21 protein-coding genes are annotated in these 22137 nt (G+C 64.8%); 9 read left to right on the top strand and 12 right to left on the bottom strand.

Annotated elements, in window-relative coordinates; all coding sequences use genetic code 11:
- The first annotated feature begins 101 nt into the window (after positions 1 to 101).
- Both CAER_RS0109865 and CAER_RS0109870 read left to right on the top strand, forming a co-directional pair.
- Positions 102 to 962, top strand: a complete 861-nt coding sequence (locus CAER_RS0109865) for a helix-turn-helix domain-containing protein (protein WP_036797640.1) — start codon at positions 102 to 104, stop codon at positions 960 to 962.
- Positions 963 to 1008: 46 nt separating this feature from the next.
- Positions 1009 to 2094, top strand: a complete 1086-nt coding sequence (locus CAER_RS0109870) for a CaiB/BaiF CoA transferase family protein (protein WP_027235201.1) — start codon at positions 1009 to 1011, stop codon at positions 2092 to 2094.
- A gap of 2 nt (positions 2095 to 2096) precedes the next feature.
- On the opposite strand, the gene CAER_RS30160 is transcribed toward CAER_RS0109870, so the two are convergent.
- Together CAER_RS30160 and hemE are read right to left on the bottom strand one after the other, a co-directional pair.
- Positions 2097 to 2234: a hypothetical protein gene (locus CAER_RS30160; protein ID WP_209320222.1), complete on the bottom strand. Its 138-nt coding sequence runs from the start codon at positions 2232 to 2234 to the stop codon at positions 2097 to 2099.
- Positions 2235 to 2348: 114 nt separating this feature from the next.
- Entirely contained in the window at positions 2349 to 3383 is a 1035-nt protein-coding gene (gene hemE, locus CAER_RS0109880; RefSeq protein ID WP_027235203.1) for a uroporphyrinogen decarboxylase, read from the bottom strand.
- 198 nt (positions 3384 to 3581) lie between these two features.
- Between hemE and hemC the strand changes: the two genes are divergently transcribed.
- Positions 3582 to 4541: a hydroxymethylbilane synthase gene (gene hemC / locus CAER_RS0109885; RefSeq protein WP_027235204.1), complete on the top strand. Its 960-nt coding sequence runs from the start codon at positions 3582 to 3584 to the stop codon at positions 4539 to 4541.
- Positions 4542 to 4673: 132 nt separating this feature from the next.
- Here hemC and CAER_RS0109890 read toward each other — a convergent pair whose 3' ends face one another.
- The 5 genes from CAER_RS0109890 to clpS form a co-directional block, all read right to left on the bottom strand.
- On the bottom strand, positions 4674 to 5495 hold the full coding sequence (locus CAER_RS0109890) for a glycoside hydrolase family 25 protein (RefSeq protein ID WP_027235205.1): 822 nt from the start codon (positions 5493 to 5495) through the stop codon (positions 4674 to 4676).
- 176 nt (positions 5496 to 5671) lie between these two features.
- On the bottom strand, positions 5672 to 6565 hold the full coding sequence (gene hemF / locus CAER_RS0109895) for an oxygen-dependent coproporphyrinogen oxidase (protein WP_027235206.1): 894 nt from the start codon (positions 6563 to 6565) through the stop codon (positions 5672 to 5674).
- Positions 6566 to 6580: 15 nt separating this feature from the next.
- Complete coding sequence (locus CAER_RS0109900; protein WP_027235207.1) at positions 6581 to 7384, bottom strand: SDR family NAD(P)-dependent oxidoreductase; 804 nt, start codon at positions 7382 to 7384, stop codon at positions 6581 to 6583.
- Between the two features lie 83 nt (positions 7385 to 7467).
- Positions 7468 to 8457 (bottom strand): class I SAM-dependent methyltransferase, encoded by a 990-nt coding sequence (locus CAER_RS0109905; protein ID WP_027235208.1) that lies wholly within the window; start codon positions 8455 to 8457, stop codon positions 7468 to 7470.
- Between the two features lie 12 nt (positions 8458 to 8469).
- A complete protein-coding gene (gene clpS, locus CAER_RS0109910; protein ID WP_245597348.1) occupies positions 8470 to 8835 on the bottom strand; it encodes an ATP-dependent Clp protease adapter ClpS in 366 nt (121 codons plus the stop codon).
- Between the two features lie 64 nt (positions 8836 to 8899).
- Between clpS and CAER_RS0109915 the strand changes: the two genes are divergently transcribed.
- From CAER_RS0109915 to CAER_RS0109925, 3 genes are all read left to right on the top strand, one after another.
- On the top strand, positions 8900 to 9613 hold the full coding sequence (locus CAER_RS0109915) for an HAD family hydrolase (protein WP_027235210.1): 714 nt from the start codon (positions 8900 to 8902) through the stop codon (positions 9611 to 9613).
- A gap of 79 nt (positions 9614 to 9692) precedes the next feature.
- A complete protein-coding gene (locus tag CAER_RS27870) occupies positions 9693 to 10049 on the top strand; it encodes a hypothetical protein (protein ID WP_036797215.1) in 357 nt (118 codons plus the stop codon).
- Positions 10050 to 10280: 231 nt separating this feature from the next.
- Positions 10281 to 11897, top strand: coding sequence for a D-alanyl-D-alanine carboxypeptidase family protein (locus tag CAER_RS0109925; RefSeq protein WP_027235211.1), 1617 nt, complete (start codon positions 10281 to 10283; stop codon positions 11895 to 11897).
- 194 nt (positions 11898 to 12091) lie between these two features.
- Here the strand turns inward: CAER_RS0109925 and ccoS are convergent, their stop codons facing one another.
- From ccoS to CAER_RS0109950, 5 genes are all read right to left on the bottom strand, one after another.
- Entirely contained in the window at positions 12092 to 12250 is a 159-nt protein-coding gene (gene ccoS, locus CAER_RS0109930) for a cbb3-type cytochrome oxidase assembly protein CcoS (RefSeq protein WP_027235212.1), read from the bottom strand.
- A 30-nt stretch (positions 12251 to 12280) separates the two neighbouring features.
- Positions 12281 to 14458, bottom strand: a complete 2178-nt coding sequence (locus tag CAER_RS0109935; RefSeq protein WP_027235213.1) for a heavy metal translocating P-type ATPase — start codon at positions 14456 to 14458, stop codon at positions 12281 to 12283.
- 5 nt (positions 14459 to 14463) lie between these two features.
- Entirely contained in the window at positions 14464 to 14928 is a 465-nt protein-coding gene (locus CAER_RS0109940) for a FixH family protein (protein WP_027235214.1), read from the bottom strand.
- Between the two features lie 3 nt (positions 14929 to 14931).
- Positions 14932 to 16494, bottom strand: a complete 1563-nt coding sequence (ccoG, locus tag CAER_RS0109945; protein ID WP_036797217.1) for a cytochrome c oxidase accessory protein CcoG — start codon at positions 16492 to 16494, stop codon at positions 14932 to 14934.
- 231 nt (positions 16495 to 16725) lie between these two features.
- Positions 16726 to 17601 (bottom strand): LysR family transcriptional regulator, encoded by an 876-nt coding sequence (locus CAER_RS0109950; protein WP_027235216.1) that lies wholly within the window; start codon positions 17599 to 17601, stop codon positions 16726 to 16728.
- 98 nt (positions 17602 to 17699) lie between these two features.
- On the opposite strand from CAER_RS0109950, the gene CAER_RS0109955 reads away from it, so the two are divergent.
- The 3 genes from CAER_RS0109955 (at position 17700) to CAER_RS0109970 (ending at position 22086) form a co-directional block, all read left to right on the top strand.
- Positions 17700 to 17900, top strand: a complete 201-nt coding sequence (locus tag CAER_RS0109955; protein WP_027235217.1) for a hypothetical protein — start codon at positions 17700 to 17702, stop codon at positions 17898 to 17900.
- A gap of 254 nt (positions 17901 to 18154) precedes the next feature.
- Positions 18155 to 18904: a DUF2270 domain-containing protein gene (locus CAER_RS0109960; protein WP_027235218.1), complete on the top strand. Its 750-nt coding sequence runs from the start codon at positions 18155 to 18157 to the stop codon at positions 18902 to 18904.
- Between the two features lie 680 nt (positions 18905 to 19584).
- The gene (locus CAER_RS0109970; RefSeq protein ID WP_027235219.1) at positions 19585 to 22086 is read left to right on the top strand and encodes a Hint domain-containing protein; all 2502 of its coding nucleotides are present in this window, start codon (positions 19585 to 19587) and stop codon (positions 22084 to 22086) included.
- Positions 22087 to 22137: the final 51 nt, after the last annotated feature.

The following is a 22137-nucleotide window of genomic DNA, read 5'->3' on the forward strand; positions in this document are numbered from 1 at the left end:
CGTTCCCCATGATTGCTCGGTGTATTCGTGCACGGGAATTATGCGCCGCATGCCAAGTTTTGCGAATGGACCAAGCGCGCCAGTTCTTGTATATTTCGCACATGTCACAGTCAGCCCGCATCGACAGCTACAACCTGTTTGGCGAAACCGCCGAACTGGCCGATGTTCTGCATGTGGAGACTATTCGCGCCAGATCAGAGCTGCACGATTGGGAATTGCGGCCCCACCGGCACGCCAGGCTGCATCAGCTTCTGGTACTGATCAGTGGGGACGGAGCGGCGGATCTTGACGGAAACAGACATAGCCTCCCCCCGCCCTGCCTGATCAACGTGCCCCGCGGCGTGGTGCATGGTTTCCGGTTTGGCAGCGGCACCGGCGGCTGGGTGATCACCCTGACCTCCGACCTGCTGGACCAGAACCTGACACCGGGCGAAGGGGTGCGCGCGCCGCTGGATCTGCCCGCTGTTCTGCCGCTGCCCCAAGGGATGCAGGATCTGGCGGAAAGACTGTTCCATGAATACCGCGCCAAGGCATTCGGACGGGCACAGATGCTGCGCGGACTGGCGCTCAGCCTCACAGCCTTGGCAGCCCGTACCGTGGCTGCAGGGCAGGACACCGGCGTACAGTCGCAGGGCAGCACGCTGTATGCCCGGTTCGAAGCGCTGGTCGAGCGCGACTTCCGCCTGCGCCGCCCGCTGGCGGAGTACGCAGATGAGCTGGCAGTATCACCGACCCATCTGAACCGGATCGCCCATCAGGCCACCGGCCAGCCGGCCTCGGCGCTGGTCAATGCGCGGGTGCTGCGGGAGGCGCGGCGGCTGCTGATCTACACCAATCTGACCGCGGCGCAGATCGCCTATGAGCTGGGCTTCAACGACCCGGCCCATTTCAGCCGCGTCTTTGCCAAAGGCACGGGAATGCCGCCACGGAAATTCCGCCAGCAGCTTGCCGGAAGCGGCTGAGACGGAGCAGACTGCCAGTGGCAGGACATTGCAAGGAAAGCGCCGCATGCTGCAAGGGATCCGCATTCTAGAAGTCGAGGGCCTGGGGCCAGGCCCATTTGCCGCGATGACACTGGCTGACCTCGGGGCGGAGGTGATCTGCGTGCACCGCCCGTACACCGGGCGTACACCAGGGATGCCGGAAAACTCGCTGTTGGACCGGGGCAAGCGGTCGGTCACGCTGGACCTTAAGGACCCGGAGGACGCCGAAACCTTCCTGAAACTTGCCAAAACCGCACATGGGCTGATCGAAGGGTTCCGCCCCGGCGTTATGGAGCGGCTTGGGCTGGGGCCCGAAGACTGCCACGCGGTGAACCCAGGCCTGGTCTATGGCCGGATGACCGGCTGGGGGCAGGACAGCCCGCTGGCCCATGCGGCGGGGCATGACCTCAATTACATCTCGCTGTCGGGCGCCCTGTGGTACGCCTCCGCCCCAGGCGATACGCCGCTGACGCCCGCAACACTGGTCGGTGATATCGGCGGCGGCGCGATGTATCTGGTTGCCGGCATGCTGGCGGGCATTCTGAAGGCCGGGACCACCGGCGAGGGATGTGTGGTGGATGCGGCGATCTATGACGGCTCGGCCCATATGATGAACCTGCTGATGAGCATCCGCCAGGCCGGAAACTTTGGCGTCACACGTGGAGCAAACCTGCTCGACGGGCCGCACTGGAGCCGCGCTTACGCCTGCGCCGATGGCGGCTATGTCTCTGTGCAATGTCTGGAGCCGAAGTTCTATGCGCTGTTTTTGGAGAAACTGGGGCTGGCGGAAGACGCGGAATTTCAGCGGCAGTTTGAAAAAACCAAGTGGCCCGCCCTGACCGGCCGCCTTGCCGGGATTTTTGCCAGCCAGCCGCGTGATCACTGGGCGGCGCTGTTCGAGGCATCGGACGCTTGCGTCGCCCCGGTGCTAAACCCGGAGGAGGCTTTGGCGCATGCGATGAACGCGCGCGGCACATGGGTTGAAGATCAAGGCGTGCTGCAAGCCGCCCCTGCCCCGCGGTTTTCCGGCCAACCCGACTGGCAGCCGCCGGAAATCCCGCATCGCGGCCAGCACACAAGGGAAATCCTGGCGGAACTGGGCCGGAAATAGGGTCAGTCTTCTTTCTTGGCCTTGTCGGCGGCAGCTTTCATCCGCTTAAGCAGATCGCTTTTGTCCGCTTGTTTGCCAAAGGGGTTTTTCTTGGTGCCCTTGGCGTTGTGTTCGGCGTGACGTGGCTTATTCTTGCCCATCTTGGGTACTCCAGATTTACCGTAATCCACCGTTATGTCCTCATTCGCGGCGCTTTCTACTGCGCTGATGCCTGAAACCGCCACCCGGCACAAGGCCGGGCGGCGCACAGCAGGTCAGCTGCCCCTGACCGTGTCGATCATCAGTTGCACATTGTCCGGGTCCGCATCCGGGGTGATGCCGTGGCCCAGGTTGAAGATATGCGGGCCATTCCTGAAGGCTTCGACGATGCGGCGCGTGTCGTCCACCAGATCCTGCCCGCCGGTCACCATGTGGCGCGAGGCCAGGTTGCCCTGCACGCAGCCGTCCACCTGCACATTAGCGGCAGCCCATTCCGGATCCACCGAGTTGTCCAGCGCCACACAATCCACGCCGGTTGCCTTGGCAAATCCCACATAATTTTCGCCAGCCTCCCGCGGGAAACCGATCACGGGGGTGCCCGGGTGCCGTTCTTTCAGCGCCTGGGTAATCTGGCGGCAGGGCTCAAGCGCGTATTTCTGGAACGCCTCGCCCTTGAGCGACCCGGCCCAGCTGTCGAAGATCTTGACGACTTCGGCGCCAGCCTCAATCTGTTTGGACAGGTAATCAATGGTCGCCTCGGTGATCCGCGCCAAGAGAGCCTCGAACAGGGCGGTGTTTTCCTCGCGCAGCGCGTGCGCGGGCCCCTGGTCCGGAGTGCCGCGGCCCGCGATCATATAGGTTGCAACGGTCCAGGGCGCGCCGGCAAAACCGATCAGCGTGGTTTCCGCGGGCAGTTCGCGCGACAGGATGCGGACGGTTTCATAGATCGGGTTCAGCGTCTCGTGGATATCGGACGCCGGGCCCAGCTTGGCAAAATCCGCCTCGGTGGTGATGGTCGACAGCCGCGGGCCTTCGCCGGTCACGAACCACAGGTCGGCGCCCAGCGCCTGCGGCACCAAGAGGATATCGGCAAACAGGATTGCTGCGTCAAAGCCATAGCGGCGGATCGGCTGCAGCGTCACCTCGGCGGCCAGATCGGAGTTGTAGCAAAGCGACAGGAAATCCCCGGCCTCGGCCCGCGTGGCGCGGTATTCCGGCAGGTAGCGGCCCGCCTGGCGCATCATCCAGATCGGGGGCACATCCTGTTTTTCACCCGCCAATGCGCGCAGCAGCTTCTTTTGTCCGGCCATGATTTTCCTCGCTATCATTCGCCCACGTAGGTCGCCCTCTGAGGTCACGCCTGCGAGGGCGAATGTCAAGGGCAGGGGCGATCTGCCGCGCCGGGGCTTTGCGCGCCTTGTCCTATATCAAAGCCTGTGCGCGGCGCCCGTGGAACATGCGCAAAAACCGGTTTCCACCGGCACGCAATCTGATTTATGGCTTCTTCCATGACACTGACCCTGCCCTCCCCCGCTTCGCCCCTGAAAATCGGCACCCGCGGATCGCCGCTGGCGCTGGCCCAGGCGTATGAAACCCGTTCCCGCCTCGCCGCTGCCTTCGACCTGCCGCCCGAGGCGTTCGAGATCGTGGTGATCAAAACCACCGGCGACAATCAGGCGCTGATCGCGGCGGACAAGCCGCTGAAGGAATTGGGCGGCAAGGGGCTGTTCACCAAGGAGATCGAAGAGGACCTGCTGTCGGGCGCCATCGATATCGCGGTGCATTCAATGAAGGACATGCCGGTCGCGCAGCCGGAAGGGCTGGCGCTGGACACCTATCTGCCGCGGGAAGACGTGCGCGATGCCTTCATCTCGCCGTCTCTGACGTCGCTGCACGATCTGGCGGAGGGCGCGGTCGTCGGCACCTCTTCCCTGCGCCGCCGGGCGCAGCTCTTGAACCGCCGCCCGGACCTGAACGTGGTGGAGTTCCGCGGCAACGTGCAAACCCGCCTGCGCAAGCTGTCCGAGGGCGTGGCGGACTGCACTTTCCTGGCGATGGCGGGCCTGAACCGGCTGGCGATGTCCGATGTGCCCGCCAATCCGATCGAGACCAGCGACATGCTGCCCGCGGTGGCCCAGGGCGCAATCGGCATCGAGCGACGCGCAGATGACAACCGCGCGGCGGAGATGCTGGCGGCGATCCATGACCATGAGACCGGTTTGCGGCTGGCGGCGGAACGCGCATTTCTGGCGGCGTTGGACGGTTCCTGCGAGACCCCGATCGCCGGTCTTGCGGAGCTGAATGGCACCACCCTGCGCCTGCGCGGCGAGGTGCTGCGCCCGGACGGGTCCGAGGCGATCAGAGATGATCAGTCGTGCCCGGTCGAAGACGGTGCGGAACTGGGCCGGGAGATGGCGGCCAAGCTGCTGGGGAAGGCCGGCGAGGGCTTCTTTGACTGGAAGGCCTAAGCGAGGCTCTGCCTCCCGCTCCGGGATATTTGGGGCCAGATGAATAGAGGATCCCATCTTCATCTGGCTGGAAATATCCTGGGGGTGAGCGCCCGTGGCGCGAGGGGGGCAAAGCCCCCTTTTTCTTCTCTGCTAGATCGGCCCGGACCACCTGAGCCAGCTTTCCGGGCTGCCGCGGAAAGTGTTGAGGTCGACGTCGCCCGCCACCCCCGGCACTTGGCCCGTGCCGGAATACTGCCAGAAACTCCAGTTCCTGCCCGGGTAGACCTTCTGCGGGTGGCCCGCGACGGAGCGCAGCCAGAACTCGGTGCCGCTCAGCCGTCCGATGCCGGTGTCACGGTAGAAATCCACTGTTGTGTAGACTACCGGGCGCTTGCCGTAGTGGCGTTCCAGGATGTTCAGGAACTTGCGCGCCTCGGCCCGCACCGTGGCGCCGTCAGGCCGCGTGCGGCAGGTGCGGGAGCGGTGGTTCCACTCCATGTCCAGCACCGGCGGCAGGGCATTCGGATCCTTTGGCACATTGCGGATGAACCAGCGCGCCTGTTCGGCTGCCGGGCGGCAGAAGTAGTAATAGTGATAGGCGCCGCGTTTGAGGCCCGCCGCACGCGCCCCACGCCAGTTGTCGCGGAACTTGGCGTCGGTGTGATCACCGCCCTCGGTTGCCTTGACGTAGGCAAAGGAGACGCCGGAGCGGCGCACCTTGCGCCAGTCGATGTCGCCCTGATAGCGCGAGACGTCGATGCCGTGCACCGGGTAGGACCAGGGCTTGCGCCCCTCCCAGTCATGCGGATCGCGGTCGCCGAACCTCGGATAGGTGGAGAGCCCTGCCAGACGGGCATTGGCAGGTTCGGTGCGGGTCACCTCCGGTGCGCTGACGCCCCTTTCGGGCGGCCTGCCGCAGCCTGATGCCAGTGCCAATGCCAATGCCATTACTCCCAGAACCAGTCTGCGCATGTGATGTGCTCCCTGCCTCGCCTCGTGAATAACTGCTCTTTTCTTTTCCTGTTGTTTTTCACCTTAGCGCAGGCAGGCGCAAAGTCGCGCGCCCGGGAAGGTTGTCAGCAGAAATCCGCCAAAAAAACGCGCCGCGTCAGGAGCGGCGCGCTGGCAGTGTCACATGTGCGGCGGGTTCAGACCCACTTCGCCAGGGGCGGCAGGCTCATCAGCACCGCGTTGGCGTCGTGGCCGGTTTCCAACCCGAACTTGGTGCCGCGGTCATAGACCAGATTGTATTCGGCATAGAGGCCGCGGTGGATCAGCTGGGCGTCCTTGTCGGCTTCATCGAAGTCCTGCACGCGGCGCTTTTCGACCAGCGGCACGAAGGCCGGCAGAAAGGCGCGGCCGATGTCCTGAGTCAGCGCAAAATCCGCGGCCCAGCCGCCGGAATTCTGGTCGTCCATGAAGATGCCGCCGACGCCGCGGGCGCGCTTGCGGTGGGGGATATAAAAATACTCATCCGCCCAGACCTTGAGCCGCGGGTATTGGTCCTCGCCGTGCGGATCCAGGTGCTGTTTTTGGGTGGCATGGAAATGCGCGGTGTCCTCATCGTATTCAATGCAAGGATTGAGGTCCGAGCCGCCGCCGAACCACCAGGCATGCGGGGTCCAGAACATGCGGGTGTTCATGTGCACGGCCGGCACATGCGGGTTGCGCATATGAGCGACCAGCGAGATACCGGAGGCCCAAAATCGCGGATCATCCTTCATGCCCGGAATGCCCTTGCGCGCCGCCATTGCGGCTTGCGCGCGTTCACCCAGGGTGCCGTAGACCTCGGAGATGTTGACGCCGACCTTCTCGAACACCCGGCCGCCGCGCATTACGCTCATCAAGCCGCCGCCCGCGTCGGAGCCATCGTCCGAGGTGCGTTTGGTTTCGGTTATCTCGAACCGTCCAGGCTCCATATCCGAAAACGGGCCTTCGCTGTGGCTGTCCTCAAGCGCCTCAAAGGCTGCAACGATCTGGTCGCGCAGCTCCCGGAACCAGGCGGCGGCCTGGGCTTTTTCTTCTTTCATCTCAGCTGTCATGCGAAGTCTTTCCAGTCAGTGCATCGGTGCGGACACCGGGTCCAGCAGGGTGCGGCCGCCGTCAAGTGTCACCACTTGCCCGGTCATGAACCCGGAGGCATCCGAAGCCAGATACTGCGCGGTTTCGGTCAGCTCGGTCGGCGAAGCGACCCGGCCCAGAGGCGTGTGCGCCTCGATATCCTGACGGAAACTGCGGTTTTCCTTGAGCGTGTCCCGCATCGACGCGCTCATCACCGACCCGAAAGCGATGGAGTTCACCCGGATCCGGTGCGGTGCCAGCGCAACGGCCAGCGAGCGGGTCGCCTGGTCCAGCGCGGCAGAGGCGACCGAATAGGCCATCAGCTCCGGATGGGTGCGGCGCGCGGCGATTGAGGACAGGTTGATGATGCTGCCAAGCGGGCCGTCGCCCTCGCGCTCCTCGCCCTGTTTGATCATGCGCCGGGCCACCTGCTGCGACAGACGCACCGCCGGCAGCAAGCTTTGGTTCAGCAGCTTCTCCAGGGTTTCGTCCTGCGCATCCAGCGCATCGGTTGCCACCACCTGGCGGGCGCCGTTGACCAGGATGTCGATGTCATCGAAGGCGTCGATGGTGGCCGACAGCAGGTTGGCGATGGTCAGCCGCTCCCGCAGGTCGCCCGCGAAATAGCGGATGTTGCTTTCGTCGGCCTGCTCGCCCAGCTCGGCAACCAGCTGCGCCTCCTGCGTGTCGGCAAACATGACATTGGCGCCGGCATCGGCGAATTGCTTGCCGATCGCCAGGCCGATGCCGCTGGCGGCGCCGGTCACGATGGCAGTCTTGCCGGAAATGGAAAAGGACATGCGAGGTCACTCCCTGGGCCGTTTGGCAGGCACGTTAGACCGCCCCTGCCGGTTTGGAAACCGGCATTGCGCCCGGCGCGCGGTTACTTGCGGCCGCGCCTCGGTTTGGCCGCATGCAGGATCTTGAAGCGGTTATCGCCGCCTTCTTCGCGCACCTGGGCAAAGCGTTCTGCCAGTACGGTCTCATACGGCAGATGGCGGTTGGCCACCATCCACAGGCTGCCATTGGACGCCAGCACCGAGGCCGCGGCGGCGATGAAGGCATGCCCCAGCGACGGCTCCGCTGCGCGGCCGGTGTGGAACGGCGGGTTCATCACCACGGTGTTTACCGGGCCCGGCGCCTTCCAGCTGCGGGCATCGGCCCAGTGAAACTGCGTCCGCGGGTCCGCTGCATTCAGACGGGCGCAGGCCAGCGCGGCATGGTCCGCCTCAACCAAGTGAAGTTCCTCGACGCCCTCGTGTTTCAGCACCTGCGCCGAGAGGTAGCCCCAGCCTCCGCCCAGGTCGGCCACGCAGCGGCCCAGTTTCTTGGGCAGCGCCGCCGCCAGCAGGCGGGAGGCCGGGTCGATGCCGTCCGCGGAAAACACTCCGGGTGCGGTGATGAAGCCCTCAACCTGCTGCGGCCCTTCGGGCAGCCATTCGGACAGATCGGTGCCGCCTTCGATCCAGAACACCTTGCCATGTGCTTTGGACACAGGCGCCGAAGGCTCGCAGCGCTTGCGCAGATCCTTCAGGATCGAATCAATGCCTTCCGTCTTGGCGCCGTCGATCAGCACCTGGCCTTCTGTGGCCGCGGCGGCCTGCGCCACCAGCATCCGCGCCAGCGCCTTGGCCCGCGGCAGGAAGACCACGGCGGCAGCAAACGCGGCGCCCGCCTCAGGTGCCGGGACGCAGTTGTACCCCTGTCCGGCGAAATGATCGTGGTCGGGGCGGAACGGCTGCACGACCAGCAACTGCTCCTTGGGCAACGCCGACAGGTCGTGTTCGGCGCGCGGGAGGAACACGGCGATGCGGCCCTCGGACGGCACAGCAAAGCCGCCCGATTGGGCGGCCAGGGACAGGCGTACAGACATATAAGGGCCTCTTCAGTCTTCTTTTTCCATCGTGCACTGCAGCGGATGCTGGTGGCGGCGGGCGAAATCCATCACTTGCCCCACCTTGGTCTCAGCCACCTCATGGCTGAAAACGCCAACCACCGCCACGCCTTTTTTATGCACCGTCAGCATGATCTCAAACGCCTGCGCGTGGGTCATGCCAAAGAACCTCTCCAGCACCATCACCACGAATTCCATCGGGGTGTAGTCGTCATTCAGCAGCAGCACTTTGTAGCGCGGCGGACGCTTGGTTTTCGGGCGCGTCTTGGTCAGGACGCCAGCGTCCGTGTCGTCGTCTGAATGATCCGTCATCATGATGGGCTGCAGCGGCATAAGCAATTTGATCCAGTGATGCATGGAATTTCCTGTGTCGCTTATATAGCCTCTTAGCTGTTCAGGAAAAGAGACTGAGACCCGCAGATTGACACGTAATTTGACAACAATCGGCTTTGATGCCGACGATACCCTTTGGCACAACGAACGGTTCTTCCGCGTGACGCAAGACAGATTCGCCGAATTGCTGATGGATCACACACCGGACGACATCGGCCCCGGCCAGCTGGAGCGGCGGCTGCTGAACGCCGAGAAACGCAATCTGGGGCGCTATGGCTACGGGGTGAAAGGCTTTACCCTGTCGATGATTGAAACCGCAATAGACGTGACAGAGGAACGGGTGCCAGGCTCAGTGATCAAGGAGCTGATCACCGCCGGGCAGATGATGCTGTCCTACCCGATCGAGCTGCTGCCCCATGCGCGCGAGGCGGTGGAGGCGGTGGCGGGCCGCTACAAAGTGGTGCTGATCACCAAGGGCGATCTGCTGGACCAGGAGCGCAAGCTGGCGCAATCCGGCCTGGGCGAGCTGTTTGACGGGGTTGAGGTGGTCTCGGAAAAGACGCCGGAAGTCTATCTGGATATCTTTGCCCGCCACGGCGATGGCGCCGCGCGGGCTATGATGGTCGGCAACTCGATGCGCTCGGACGTGGTGCCGGTGATCGAGGCCGGCGGCTGGGGCACCTATGTGCCGCACGGGCTGGTCTGGGAGGTGGAGCACGCCGAAGCGCCGGAGCACAGCCCGCGCTATACCGAGATTGCCGATCTCGGCGGGCTGGCGGATCTGGTGGAGGGCCTCGGCTGACCGCCCCGCCCGGCGGGTGCTGGACGTCCCCGCCGGAGGCCGCTATCCCTTTGCCAAACCGCAAGGGAGACCCGGGGACATGCCGCACGCCGAGCTGAAATACTCCAGCGATCTGGAGATCGACGCGCCGTCCATCCTCACCGCAATCGAGGCAGTTATCCTGGAGCACGACGCCAGTGCCGGTGCTTGCAAGGGGCGGGCTTATCCAACGGATCAGTTCCACCATACGCATATCGCCATCAGCGTCGCCCTGCTCAGCAAGCCGCACCGGGGCGAGTCGTTTTCCAGGGCGCTGCTGGCGGATCTCGAATCCCGTATCAAGGCGCAGCTGTGCCAGCCTTGCGAATTTTCGCTCGGCCTCAGCTACTCCACGCCCTTTTATTTAACGCATTTTCACCCCGGCTTAGGCCCGTGCTGCCCCCGCAGACCGCTATAATGGCCGCCCCGGGCCGCTTCAGACCGCCTGTTTGCAAGTTTTTTTAGTAACCCTTTATTAGCACATCCTGCATCTAGCGGCCCGGCAGGCTCAGCCCACTAGATGCCGGCACTGCTTAACGGCTGCGCCGGACTTGCCCGTTTCGCCGCTGTTTATTCCTCGTAAACCCTGTGTTACGCTTTTTCCAACAGGCAGAAACGTCAGCCGGACAACCGGCGGCACGAGGCAAACATGGCAGTGATCACGCAGGCTGGACCGGCGCAAGGTCGGCATTTCTCAACCCGTCTCTTGTGGGCAGCGGCGGGTTTCCTTCTGGCAATTCTGGTACTGGGGCTGGCGCCCCAGCGGGCTCAGGCAGCGCCATATGCGGCGATGGTTATCGACGCCAGGACCGGCGAGGTGCTGCATTCGCGCAATGCCGACACCCGGCTGCATCCGGCCTCGCTGACCAAGATGATGACGCTCTACATCGCCTTTGAGGCGGTGCGGAACGGCGAGATCACCCTGGACACCAAGGTCAAAATCAGCCGCAATGCCGCGGCGGAGCCGCCCTCGAAACTGGGGCTGAGATCCGGGCAGCGAATTGCATTCCGCTATCTGATCCGGGCGGCAGCGGTGAAATCCGCCAATGACGCCGCCACCGCCATCGGCGAGACGCTGTCGGGCTCCGAGGCCGCCTTTACCCGCCGGATGAACCGCACCGCCAAGGCGCTGGGGATGACCCGCACCACCTTCAAGAACGCTCATGGCTTGACCGCCAGCGGGCACCTGTCGACCGCCAGCGACATGACCACGCTGGGGCGGCATCTGCTGTATGACTATCCGGAGTATTACAACCTGTTCTCGCGCCGCTCGACCCATGCGGGCATCCGCGAGGTTCCCAACACCAACCGCCGCCTGCTGGCCGCCTATCGCGGCGCCGACGGGATCAAAACCGGCTACACACGCGCGGCGGGCTTTAACCTGGTGGCCTCGGCCAAGCGCGGCAATGAACGGATCATCGCGACCGTCTTCGGCGGCAAGTCCTCCACTTCGCGCAATGCCAAGGTGGCGGAACTGCTGGACCTCGGCTTCCGCCGGGCGCCCTCGCGCGCAGCGCTGCGCAAGCCGCAGCGGCCGGCCTATCAAGGTGCCGGCAATGTGGTGATTGCCGACGCCGGCAACGGCCCCTCGCACGGGGTTGCGGGTAAGACCATCCGGGTGAGCGGCCAGGTGCAGACCAGCCTGCGCCCCAAGACCCGCCCGGGTGCCAGCGAGTCGCCGGTGCTGGTGGCGGCGCTGGAGGAGGCACTGCAGACTCCGCCCGCAGAAGCCGCGGCTGCCGAATCGGAAACCGCCGGCGAGCAGATCGAAAACCTGCAGTCCGTCAGTGCGGAAGGCGCCCTGACCCGGGATGCAGTGCGCGAGAGCATCGCCGTGGCCCTGGCCGAAGCGGAGGCCGAACCGAAGCCCGCGGCCTTGGACACAACCGCCGCCGCGACAGTCATCGCTGCCGTGCAGAAGATGCCCTTTACCGGCCTCCGGCCCGTTGCCCGCCCGGCCAGCCTGGCGCTGGCAGAGGCCTCGCAGGCGCCGGAACCGGTTGTTGTCACCCGCCTGTCCACTTCCGGCGGGCGCTACTGGGGCATCAACGTCGGTCTTTATACCAGCCGCTACCAGGCAGAGAAGGTGCTGTTGCGTACCGCGATGTCGGAGCTGGAGACGCTGGACGGCTCCTTGCGCAAGGTGGCCAAGACCCGCCGCGGGTTCGAGGCGAACTTCCTTGGCATGAGCCAGGAGCAGGCGGAACTGGCCTGCCGCCGCCTGAACGCCCGTAACGTGACCTGCAACCCGATCGGCCCATCCTGACCGGCACAGCTTCAGACCAGCAGCAAAGAGGCGCCCGCACGGCGCCTTTTTTTATGCCTTGCACCTCCTGGAAGCGAACAGCGTCTCCCGCCCGTCGTCAGGCTTTTCCGGCGAAAAGCCCAACGCAGCCAAGGAGCTCTGGTCTCAGCCAGGGCACCTGCGGGGGCGGGAGTTTTTGGAATGCTGCAACCCGCTCAGGGCTTGGGCTTGTCGTCCCACTCGTCGCTCAGGATGCGGCGGGCGTCGCCTTCGGGGTCGTCATACTGGTTGCTGCGCACTGTGTAGATGAAGGCCGCCAGCCCCACCGCGCCGAGGATCAGAGAAATCGGGATCAGGTAGGTAAGGACGCTCATGGGATCAGTTCCGTGATTGCAGGCGCGCCCTCAGCGCAAACGCAGCGCGTTGAGGGAGACTGTAATAGACGAGGTAGACATCGCCAGCGCCGCAATCAAGGGCGTGGCCAGGCCGGCAACCGCCAGAGGCACCGCGATGACATTGTAGAGCGTGGCAATGCGGAAGTTCTCGCGGATCCGGCGGGTCGCCTTCTGCGCCACACCGCAAGCCTCGGCGATCGGGCTCAGGTCCTGGCCCAAGAGCACGATGTCGGACGCCACCCGCGCCGCATCCAGCGCCGAGGCCGGGGAGAGCGACACGTGCGCCGCGGCCAGCGCCGCGGTATCGTTGAGGCCGTCACCGACCATCAGCACCTTCTTACCCTCATCCGCCAGCATCTGCACCCGGGCGGACTTGTCCGCGGGCAGCGCCTCTGCCACCCATTTGGCGATGCCCAGGCGGCCAGCCAGATCCTCGACCGCACCGGTGGTGTCGCCGGAGATCAGCAGCACGTCCTTGCCCGCCTCCTTCAGCGCCTGCACAGCCTCCGCCGCGCCGGGGCGCAGCGCGTCGGTGAACAGGAAAGATTTGGCCGCCCCTGCCCCACTGTCGAGCCAGGCGGCCGTCTGGCTGCCCTGCTTGGCGCCGACCCAGGCCGCGCGGCCCAGCCGGACGCGGGCGCCGCGGTACAGGCCCTCGGCACCATAGCCCGGAACCTCGGTGATGTCCTGCACGCTGGCCGGCTTGACCCCGGCCTCCCGCGCCGCGCGGCTCAGAGCCACCGACAGGGGGTGGGAGGAGCCTTCGGCCAGCGCCAGCGCAATCTCCAGATCCGCGCGGGCGTGTTCGCCCAGATTGGTGACTTCCGGAGTGCCTGCAGTCAGCGTTCCGGTCTTGTCGAACACAACGGTGTCAACCTCTGCCAGCCGCTCCAGCGCAGTGGCGTGTTTGATCAGCATGCCCTTCTTGAACAGCCGGCCTGAGGCGGCGGTGGTGACAGCAGGCACCGCAAGGCCCAGCGCGCAAGGGCAAGTGATGATCAGCACCGCAGCCGCAATGTTCAGTGCTGTGCGGATGTCGAAGGTGTAGAGATACCAGCCCGCAAAGGCGAGCGCCGACAGGATGTGCACGCCGGGCGCATAGAGCTTGGCCGCGCTGTCTGCCAGAGAGGTGTAGCGGGAGCGGCCCGACTCGGCGATCGCGACCAGATCGGTCATGCGGTGCAGCGAGGTGTCCTCGCCCACCGCCGTGGCCCGGATCGTCAGCGGACCGGTCAGGTTCACTTCTCCAGCTGAAACCGCCAGGTCCGGTGCGGCAAACACCGGCAGCGTCTCCCCGGTCAGCAGCGAGCGGTCCAGTTCCGACTGGCCTTCTACGATTTCGCCATCCACCGGCATCCGCCCGCCGGGACGCACCAGGATCAGGTCGCCAATGGCCAGATCAGCCACCGGCACCTCATATTCATCGCCGTCCAGCAGGCGGACCGCGCGGGGCACCTCCAGTGCTGCCAGTTCCTCAGCCGCAGAGCGCGCCACCGCGCGGGTGCGATAGTCCAGATAGCGGCCCGCCAGCAGGAAGAAGGTCAGGGTCAGGGCAGCGTCGAAATAGGCGTGCTCGCCGGACAGAAAGGTCTCCCACAGCGAGGTCACCAGCGCCAGCACCAGCGCCAGCACGATCGGCACATCCATGTTGAGCCGCCGGACCCGCAGCGCGCTCCAGGCATTGGCAAAGAACGGCTGTGCCGAGAATATGATCGCCGGAAAGGTGATCGCGGCAGAGATCCAGTGGAACATGTCCCGCGTCGCGTCCGAGGCGCCGGACCAGACCGACACAGACAGCAGCATCACGTTCATCGAGGCAAAGCCCGCCACCGCCAGCCGCATCAGCAGATCGCGGCCCGCCTTGTCGTTCTGAGTGGCGGCCAGCGCCGCCAGATCCAGCTCATGCGCCTCATATCCGATGCGCTCCAGCACCGAGATCAGGTCGGCGGCGCGCACGTCCGGATCCGCCTCGATCAGGGCGCGCTTCAGGGTCAGGTTCACCCGCGCCGAATGAACTCCGGGATGGGCGTTCAACTCCCGCTCCACCGCCGAGATGCAGGCCTGGCAGTGAATGCCCGGCAGCGACAGCGCCAGCCGCGCCTCAGTTGGGGCCTGGTCTGCACTGTCGTGCGGGGCGGCAATACAGGCCGGGCAGGCCGCGAGCGAGGGGCGGAGCTGGGCGGTCATGGCGGTCAGCCTTTCACATGCAGAATCACGCGCTGGGTGAATTCGGTGCCGTTTTTGGACCGCGCCACCATGCGGATGTTCCAGTTCCCCGGGCCCAGATCGGCAGGTGCCACATAAGCCTGGCCATCAAAGGCGAACTCCGGCTGCTGGTCGTCCTGCACATGGGTCGCCCGGCCCAGGGTGGCGCTCAGCTTGGCCACCTCCACCGGGTTGCCATCGGCGTCGGTGATCTCCAGCTTGACCGTATCACCCTGCGAGGAGGCATAGACCGACCAGCCCAGCGCCTCCTGTGCAGACCGGCGCTGGTCGAATTCCTGGCTGGCGACATAGGAGTTCTTCACCTCCAGCCCCGGAAAAGTCTTCACCGCGTTCACAGCCAAGGCGATGTTTACCCCGATAATCACCGCAAAGGCGCCGCCGAACAGCATCAATGCATGCTTTCCGGTGAATTCCCGTTCGCGCTTGGCCATGGTTCAGTTCCCCTTGCCGTTAAAGGTGGTGTCCTTGTGGGCGCGTTCCCCGTTTATCAGATCCTCGACCCAGATGCGAACCGGGGTGGCGTCCGTCTGCGCGGGCGCGGACCCCTTGGCTGCGACAATATAAACCCGCTGCAGCAGCGCGGTATCCGCAGGCACGTTCACCGAGTGATAGACCGTGCCTTCCAGCTGCAGCCGCATCGCCGGATCGCCCTTGATCGACAGTTTGAACACCCGGTCCTCGCCATGCTTGTTGCGCAGGCGCACGTCATAGGTGTTGCGGATCGACCCGTCCGACAGCGTCACATAGGTCGGGTTGCGTTCCGGTGCCACGGTGAGTTCGATGTCGGAGCGGATGAACAAGGCAAACAGCAGCCCCAGACCGACCAGCGACCACAGGCTGGTGTACATGATGGTGCGCGGGCGCAGGATGTGCTTCCAGATGTTCTTGGGCGGCTTGCCCGCGCGCTCCTGCGTCTCGTCCGACAGCGCCATATAGTCGATCAGGCCGCGCGGCTTGCCGATCTTGGCCATCACGTCGTCGCAAGCGTCGATGCACAGCGCGCAGGTGATGCATTCCATCTGCTGGCCGTCGCGGATGTCGATCCCCATCGGGCAGACGTTGACGCAAGCCATGCAGTCGATGCAGTCGCCGGGCCCGGCGGCCTCGGCTGCGCCGGTTGCCGCGGTGGGGTCCGCATCCGGAGAAAGCCCCGGATACGGGGTGCCGGCGTAAGCCGCCTGGCCGGGGCCCGCCGCCTGCGCTGCCTGTTCTGCCGCTTCCGCCTCAGCCTTGCTGCGGCGGCGGACGTTGCCCTTGCCCCGAGGCTCGCCCCGCCATTCGCGGTAGCCAACGGTCAGCGTGTCCTCATCCATCATCGCCGCCTGAATGCGTGGCCAGGGGCAGGCGTAGATGCAGATCTGCTCGCGCGCAAAACCGCCGAACAGGAAGGTGGTCGCTGTCAGCACCAGCATGGTTGTATAGGCAACCGGATGCGCGTTCAGCGTCACCAGATCATAGGCCAGCGTCGGCGCATCGGCGAAATAGAACACCCAGGCACCGCCGGTGGCCAGCCCGATCAGGAACCAGGCTACCCATTTGGTCACCCGCAGGCGGGCCTTGCGGAAATCCATCTTCTTTTGCCGGTGCAGACGCAAACGGGCGTTTCGGTCGCCCTCGATCCATCGCTCCACCAGGATGAACAGATCGGTCCAGACGGTCTGCGGGCAGGCATAGCCGCACCAGACCCGGCCCAAGGCGGAGGTGAACAGGAACAGCCCCAGTCCCGCCATGATCAGCAGGCCCGCGACGAAGTAGAATTCGTGCGGCCAGATCTCGATCCAGAAAAAGTAGAACCGGCGGTTCGCCAGATCCAGCAGCACCGCCTGATCCGGCAAAGAGGGCCCGCGGTCCCAGCGAATCCAGGGGGTCAGGTAGTAGATCCCCAGCGTCACCGCCATGATGTACCACTTCAGATTTCGGAAGGGTCCGGAGACGCGCCGGGGAAAAATCGGTTCCCTGGCGGCATACAGGCTCGGGGCTGGGTTGGAATCGCTCACGGACTCTCTCCGTCTTGTGGCTGTCTGGCGCCCTTGTCACAGATGCAAAGTGCCAGAACTTTGACGTGGATCAAAAAGCGCATCACACAATCATGTTTTCGCGCCCGGCACAGCGCCTTGTGAAGGCAAAAGGCCACCTATGCCTGCGTGCGGCGCCCCGCCAGAGGCAAGTTGCCGCAGCGCAGCAGCTGCGGCAGTTTGCAGCCGCTTTCCGGTGGTGAAACGATGGCCTCAGAGCGCCTGCCGCTGCCGCCTGAGCCAAGCGATGAACTTGCGTGCCTCCGGGCGCAGAACGCCCGGGCGGGTGGCGATGTGGTAGCCGCGGCCCTCGCCTTCGGTGAACAGCGCCAGCAGACGGCCCTCTGCCAGATCCTCCTCGACAAAGGCACGGACGCTGACCGCGACCCCCTGCCCCGCTTTCACCGCCTGCATCAGCAGGTTCCCCGGCAGCCGGGTGCGCGGGCCGCGCAGGCCTTGGCTGACACCGCGCGACTGCAGCCAGTGGCTGGCCTCCGAGGTGCCCAGCTCCTCCAGCCAGGGCAGGTCCAGCAGATCCTCCGGCGCGCTGACCTGCCGCCCGTCCAGCAATCCGGGGGCAGCGATAACTACCATCGGCGAGGCCAGCAGCTTTTCCGTTTCAAGCCCCTGCCAGTTGCCATCTCCATAGCGCAGCGCAATGTCGATGCCGCCGGGCTTCAGCTCGACAAGGCCGCCCGTGGGGTCCAGCACCAGGTCAATGCCGGGATTGTCCGCCTGGAACCCCGGCAGCCGCGGCATCAGCCAATGCGCGGCAAACATCGGCGTGCAGGTGACATGCAGCGGCCGGGCGGCACCAGCCTGAGCGATCTCCTTCACAGCCGCCTGGATCGCGCCGAAGCCCAGTTGCAATGCCCGCGCCAGATGCGCGCCTTCTGCGGTCAGCGCCAGCGCCCGCCCGCTGCGGTCCAGCAACGCCGCGCCCAGATGCGCCTCCAGCGCCCTCAGCTGCTGACTTATGGCAGCGTGGCTGACATTCAGCGCCGCACCCGCTTGGACCACGCTCCCCGTTTCGGCGAAGGCCGTAAAAGCCCGCAGCGCGGCCAGCGGCGGCATATGCAACCAATCCATATGTAATTTCACCTTACACGATGTGATTTTTCTTAAGTCGCAGGAATCGCCCGTTCGCGCAAGCATCGGAGACAGACAGCAAGATAGGAGGCTGACCCATGCTGACCGATATCTGCGCCCGCTCGATGCTGACCGCGACGCGGCAGGACTGTGTGAAGCTGCGCGAATTTCCCGCTGCCAAAACGCTGCCCCGCGCCTACGAGGCGCCGCCACGCGGCAAGGGGCTGCTGAACCGGCTGGTTGTTTGGCTGCGACGCCGCCCGACCAAGACGCGCTGCATACACCCGCGGAATATTTGAGGGTTTGATCCAAGGGAGAGAAAGAAAAAGCGCCGGTTTTCCAGGAAACGCGCGAACAGATCGGAAAACCGGCGCATGACCCGTTCGGCCTGCACGTCGGCCTTGCGGGATTTCTTGCTGCGCTGGAGGGGATGTCTGCCAGGCAGCAATGTCTTTCACCTGCGTGTGTAGCGCGGTTCGCAGCGGTGCGGTTTGACACGGATCAAACAGGCGTAAAAATTTGCCCGCTTGCCGCAAAAAACTACCCTCATTCCATGGCCAAGGGAGAGAACGGACAGGCAGACGCCGGGAATCGCGCACCTCTGTCGGCGGCCGAGGTCGGCGCATTGGCGCATTTGTACCGCGGCGAGGTCTATCGCAGCGTGATGTGGCGCACCCGGCTGGACATCACCACCAACTGGGCGGTGGTGACGCTTGGGGTTGCGCTGTCGATCTCCTATTCCTCGCCCGAAGCCTCGCCGCTGCCGCTGATCCTGGTCGGCATCCTGATCATTTTCTTCCTGATGCTGGAGGCGCGGCGATACCGGTTTTACAACGTGTTCCGCGCCCGCGCGCGCTGGCTGGAGAAGCATTTCTACGCGCCGATGCTGCATGACGGCGACCTTCATCTGGAGGAAAACTGGCAGAAGGTGCTGGCACAGGATTACAACCGGCCGGACTATCATATCAACCTGCTGCAATCGATCGGGCGCCGGATCAAGCGTAACTACCTGTGGGTGCTGCTGATCCAATCGCTGGCCTATGCCGGCAAGATCGCGGTGCACCCCCGGCCCATCGTGTCCTTTGATCAGGCGCTGGAGCGGGCCGAGATCGGCCCGCTGCCGGGCAGCGTGGTGATCGCAGCGGGTGTTCTATATGTCGTGAGCTGGAGCTGCATTGCCATCTGGAGCAGCCTTTACGACCAGCAGGGTCTAGGCATCCGCCCGCCGGCTGCGGGGCGCAAGCCCAAAACCCTGGCCGATTCGGCGGCGGCTCAGGCCGCCGGCCAAAGCCACCGGAGATAAGCCGCACAGCCTGCCGGCAGCATGGCACCCGCGCGCCGCGACACCCGCAGCCCAGTCCAGGCCAGTGCCAGAAAGCCAAACGCCACCAGCACCATACCGGATAGTCACAGCCCGCCCAGAAGCGGCGGCCAGAAACCGAACACGTGAGACTTTTCCGGAATGCACCCTTGGCTTCCGCAAGCGACGTGCAGTCATTGCCGGTATGCCGCCCCGGCCCTGTCCACTGCACCAGGAATTCAGCAGGCGCCACGCGCGAACGTGCGTTGCGGCGGCGCCGGTTTCAAATGGCCGCGGCGCTCAGTGTTATTGCCGCGCCGACTTGTTCCAGGCCGCAGTGCTGCACGCTGATTGTCAAGGTCCGGTGCCGGAAGCTGGCATCTGCAGGTGCAGGATGGCCCGCAGGCGGCCTGCCGTACGCAGGCGGAAGGCCGTGTACAACAGCCATTAACCGGGCGCGCGTTCCAGCTGCGGCCGCTCACCGGCGGCGCTGCACAGGCGCAGCGGCTTCCGGACTTGAACGCCGGCGCTGACACGCGGGGCCGGGCGGAATTTACGTTTCCTTATCAGCGATCGTGTATCGGTTCTTGGCATCACGCCTCTCCCATTGGCCGTGCAACCGCCGAAAAATTGTTACTTGCGCGTGCTGCAGCCCGCGCCGGATAGAAAGTCAGATAAAGCTCATGGCAATACTGGATTGGGTAAAGGACCTTATCGCCAGCAAGAAAGGCACGGCAGGCGACGACCTGGTGGATGGGACCACCGGCGACGACACCATTGACGCCGGCGATGGCCAGGACACCGTCGCCGGTGAAGAAGGCCACGACATCATCGATTCCGGCGCGGGCGATGACATCGTTTACGGGGATATGGGCGACGGGTTCGAACAGGGGCTGGACGCCTCGCCGCTGGTGCTGGACATCAACAACATCCAAACGGTTTCGCACGACGGCTACACCGGATCTGAGGGTGATTACGCCGTCTTCAGCGATATCGCTGTTCTGGAAGACGGCACCAGTGTCTGGGGCAGACTTGTGCTGGTCGAAAAGTCCAACGATTACATGTCGGTGCAATTCGGGTACGAGGCTGGCGCGGAAATCCTGCTGAACGGCGATTCTCCCGGGGATCGGGCCACGTTCAGGCTGGAGTTTTTCGATCCCGCCACTGGTGAGCCGGTCTATCTGAACTCAACCGCTACCTTCAACGACGTGGATGACAACAGCACCTATGGCGATGCCGAGGCCGTCATCATCGACGGCAACAGCTTCACCAGCTTCGGGGTGGCCGAGAACACGTCGCTTGGCACTGCAATCGACGGCAGCATGGTCACGGCCACCGGGTCGGAGTTGAATGACTACACGGATCAGGACGCCTGGTTCTCCGCCGGGTTCGAAGACCGGTCCTCGATCGAGTTCACGCTGCAGACGCGCGACGGCCTGGCTGGTTTCACACTGTCCGGCGATGTGATCGAAGACGCTGTTGTCACGCCCATCGAACAAGGCAACGACACCGTTCTGGCGGGGGATGGCAACGATGTGGTCTACGGCCAGGGGGGTAACGACGTCCTGTCCGGCGAAGCCGGCAATGACAGCATGGAGGGCGGCGACGGTGACGACGTGCTGGACGGCGGCGCCGGCGCCGATACGCTGATTGGCGGGGACGGCGGCGACACGCTCTCGGGCGGGGATGGCGACGACTACATCGAAGGCGGCGCCGGCAATGACAGCCTGACCACAGGCCTTGGCAATGACACGCTGATCGGCGGCGAGGGCGACGACACCCTCAGGAACTCTGCCGGGGACGACAGCCTGGTCGGCGGTGTTGGCAATGACAGCATCGTCGCGACCGATGGCAACGACACGCTGGAAGGCGGTGACGGCGACGACACCATGTACGGCGGCAACCACGACGACCTGCTGGTTGGCGGCGCGGGCGCTGACCTGATGTATGGCGAAGCCGATGCCGACACATTCAAGATGTCGGACGGGTTCGGCAATGATACGCTGGAAGGCGGGGAGGCGGGGAACGACTACGACACCGTCAACCTGTCCGATGTCACCACCGGCGTGACCGTTACCTATACCGGGGATGAGGCCGGCACGATCACCGACGGCACCGACACGATCACCTTTTCTGAGATCGAGTTGCTGAACCTGACGGATCAGGGCGACATCGTGGATGCCTCAGCTGACAGTGCCGGGGTGGCGATCGACGCCGGCAAGGGGGACGACACTGTCACAATGGGTGCCGGCGACGACCTGATTACAGGCGGCGAAGGCTATGACCAGCTGATCTTGACCGGCGGGGGCGGCACCGACACCGTCAGCGATTTCAGTGTCGGCGACGACGACGCCGACGGCTTTTACAACGACCAGCTGGATGTGTCCGGGCTGACCGGCGGCACCGGCCCCGGCGGCGCTGTCCGCGCCTGGGACGTCTCCGTCACCGACGATGGCTTCGGCAATGCGCTGCTGACCTTCCCCACAGGCGAGAAGCTGGTTCTGCAGGGGGTTGCGCCAGCGCAGCTCTCGACTGCGCCGCAGCTTTATTCCGCGGGCATCCCCTGCTTCACGCCCAATGTGCTGCTGGCCACACGGCGCGGTGCAGTGCCTGCCGGGCAGATCCGGGTGGGCGACATGCTGCAGACCGCCGACAATGGGTTTCAGCCAGTCATCTGGACCGGCAAGCGCACGCTCAGCCCGGCGGAACTGGCGCTGCGCCCTCATCTGCAACCCTATTGCGTCCGCCCTGGCGGCCTGCTGCGCCCGGAGCGGCCGATGCTGCTGTCCCCCCAGCACCGCCTGCTGACGGGGCCTCAGGCGTTTGACCGGGACACACCCTTCGGTGAAAGCTTCCTGTCCGCGAAACTGCTGGCGGAGATCGACCGCAGCTGCACCCTGCAGCCGGTTGCAAACAGCCCGGTCACTTATGTGCATCTGATGACGGAGCGGCACGAGGTGATCTTTGCCGAAGGCATCGCAACGGAAACCTTCTGGCCCGGCCCCGAGGCGATGCGCGGGTTGTGCGCTGCAGACAAACGGGAGCTGTTCGATCTGTTCCCCGAACTGGCGGCGGTACACGGCCTGACAGGCGAACAGGGCCGGGAACAGGTGCGCGGTGTCTATGGCGGCCTTGCCCGCCTCCCGCTTAAGCGGCGCGACCTGAAGGATCTGCGGGCCGCCTGATCCAAAGCCTTCCGGAGTGCTTCGCACCCTGCCGGGGCCGGAGCACTCTGC

Origin of the sequence: Leisingera caerulea DSM 24564, assembly GCF_000473325.1 — a bacterium.
Lineage (GTDB): Bacteria > Pseudomonadota > Alphaproteobacteria > Rhodobacterales > Rhodobacteraceae > Leisingera > Leisingera caerulea.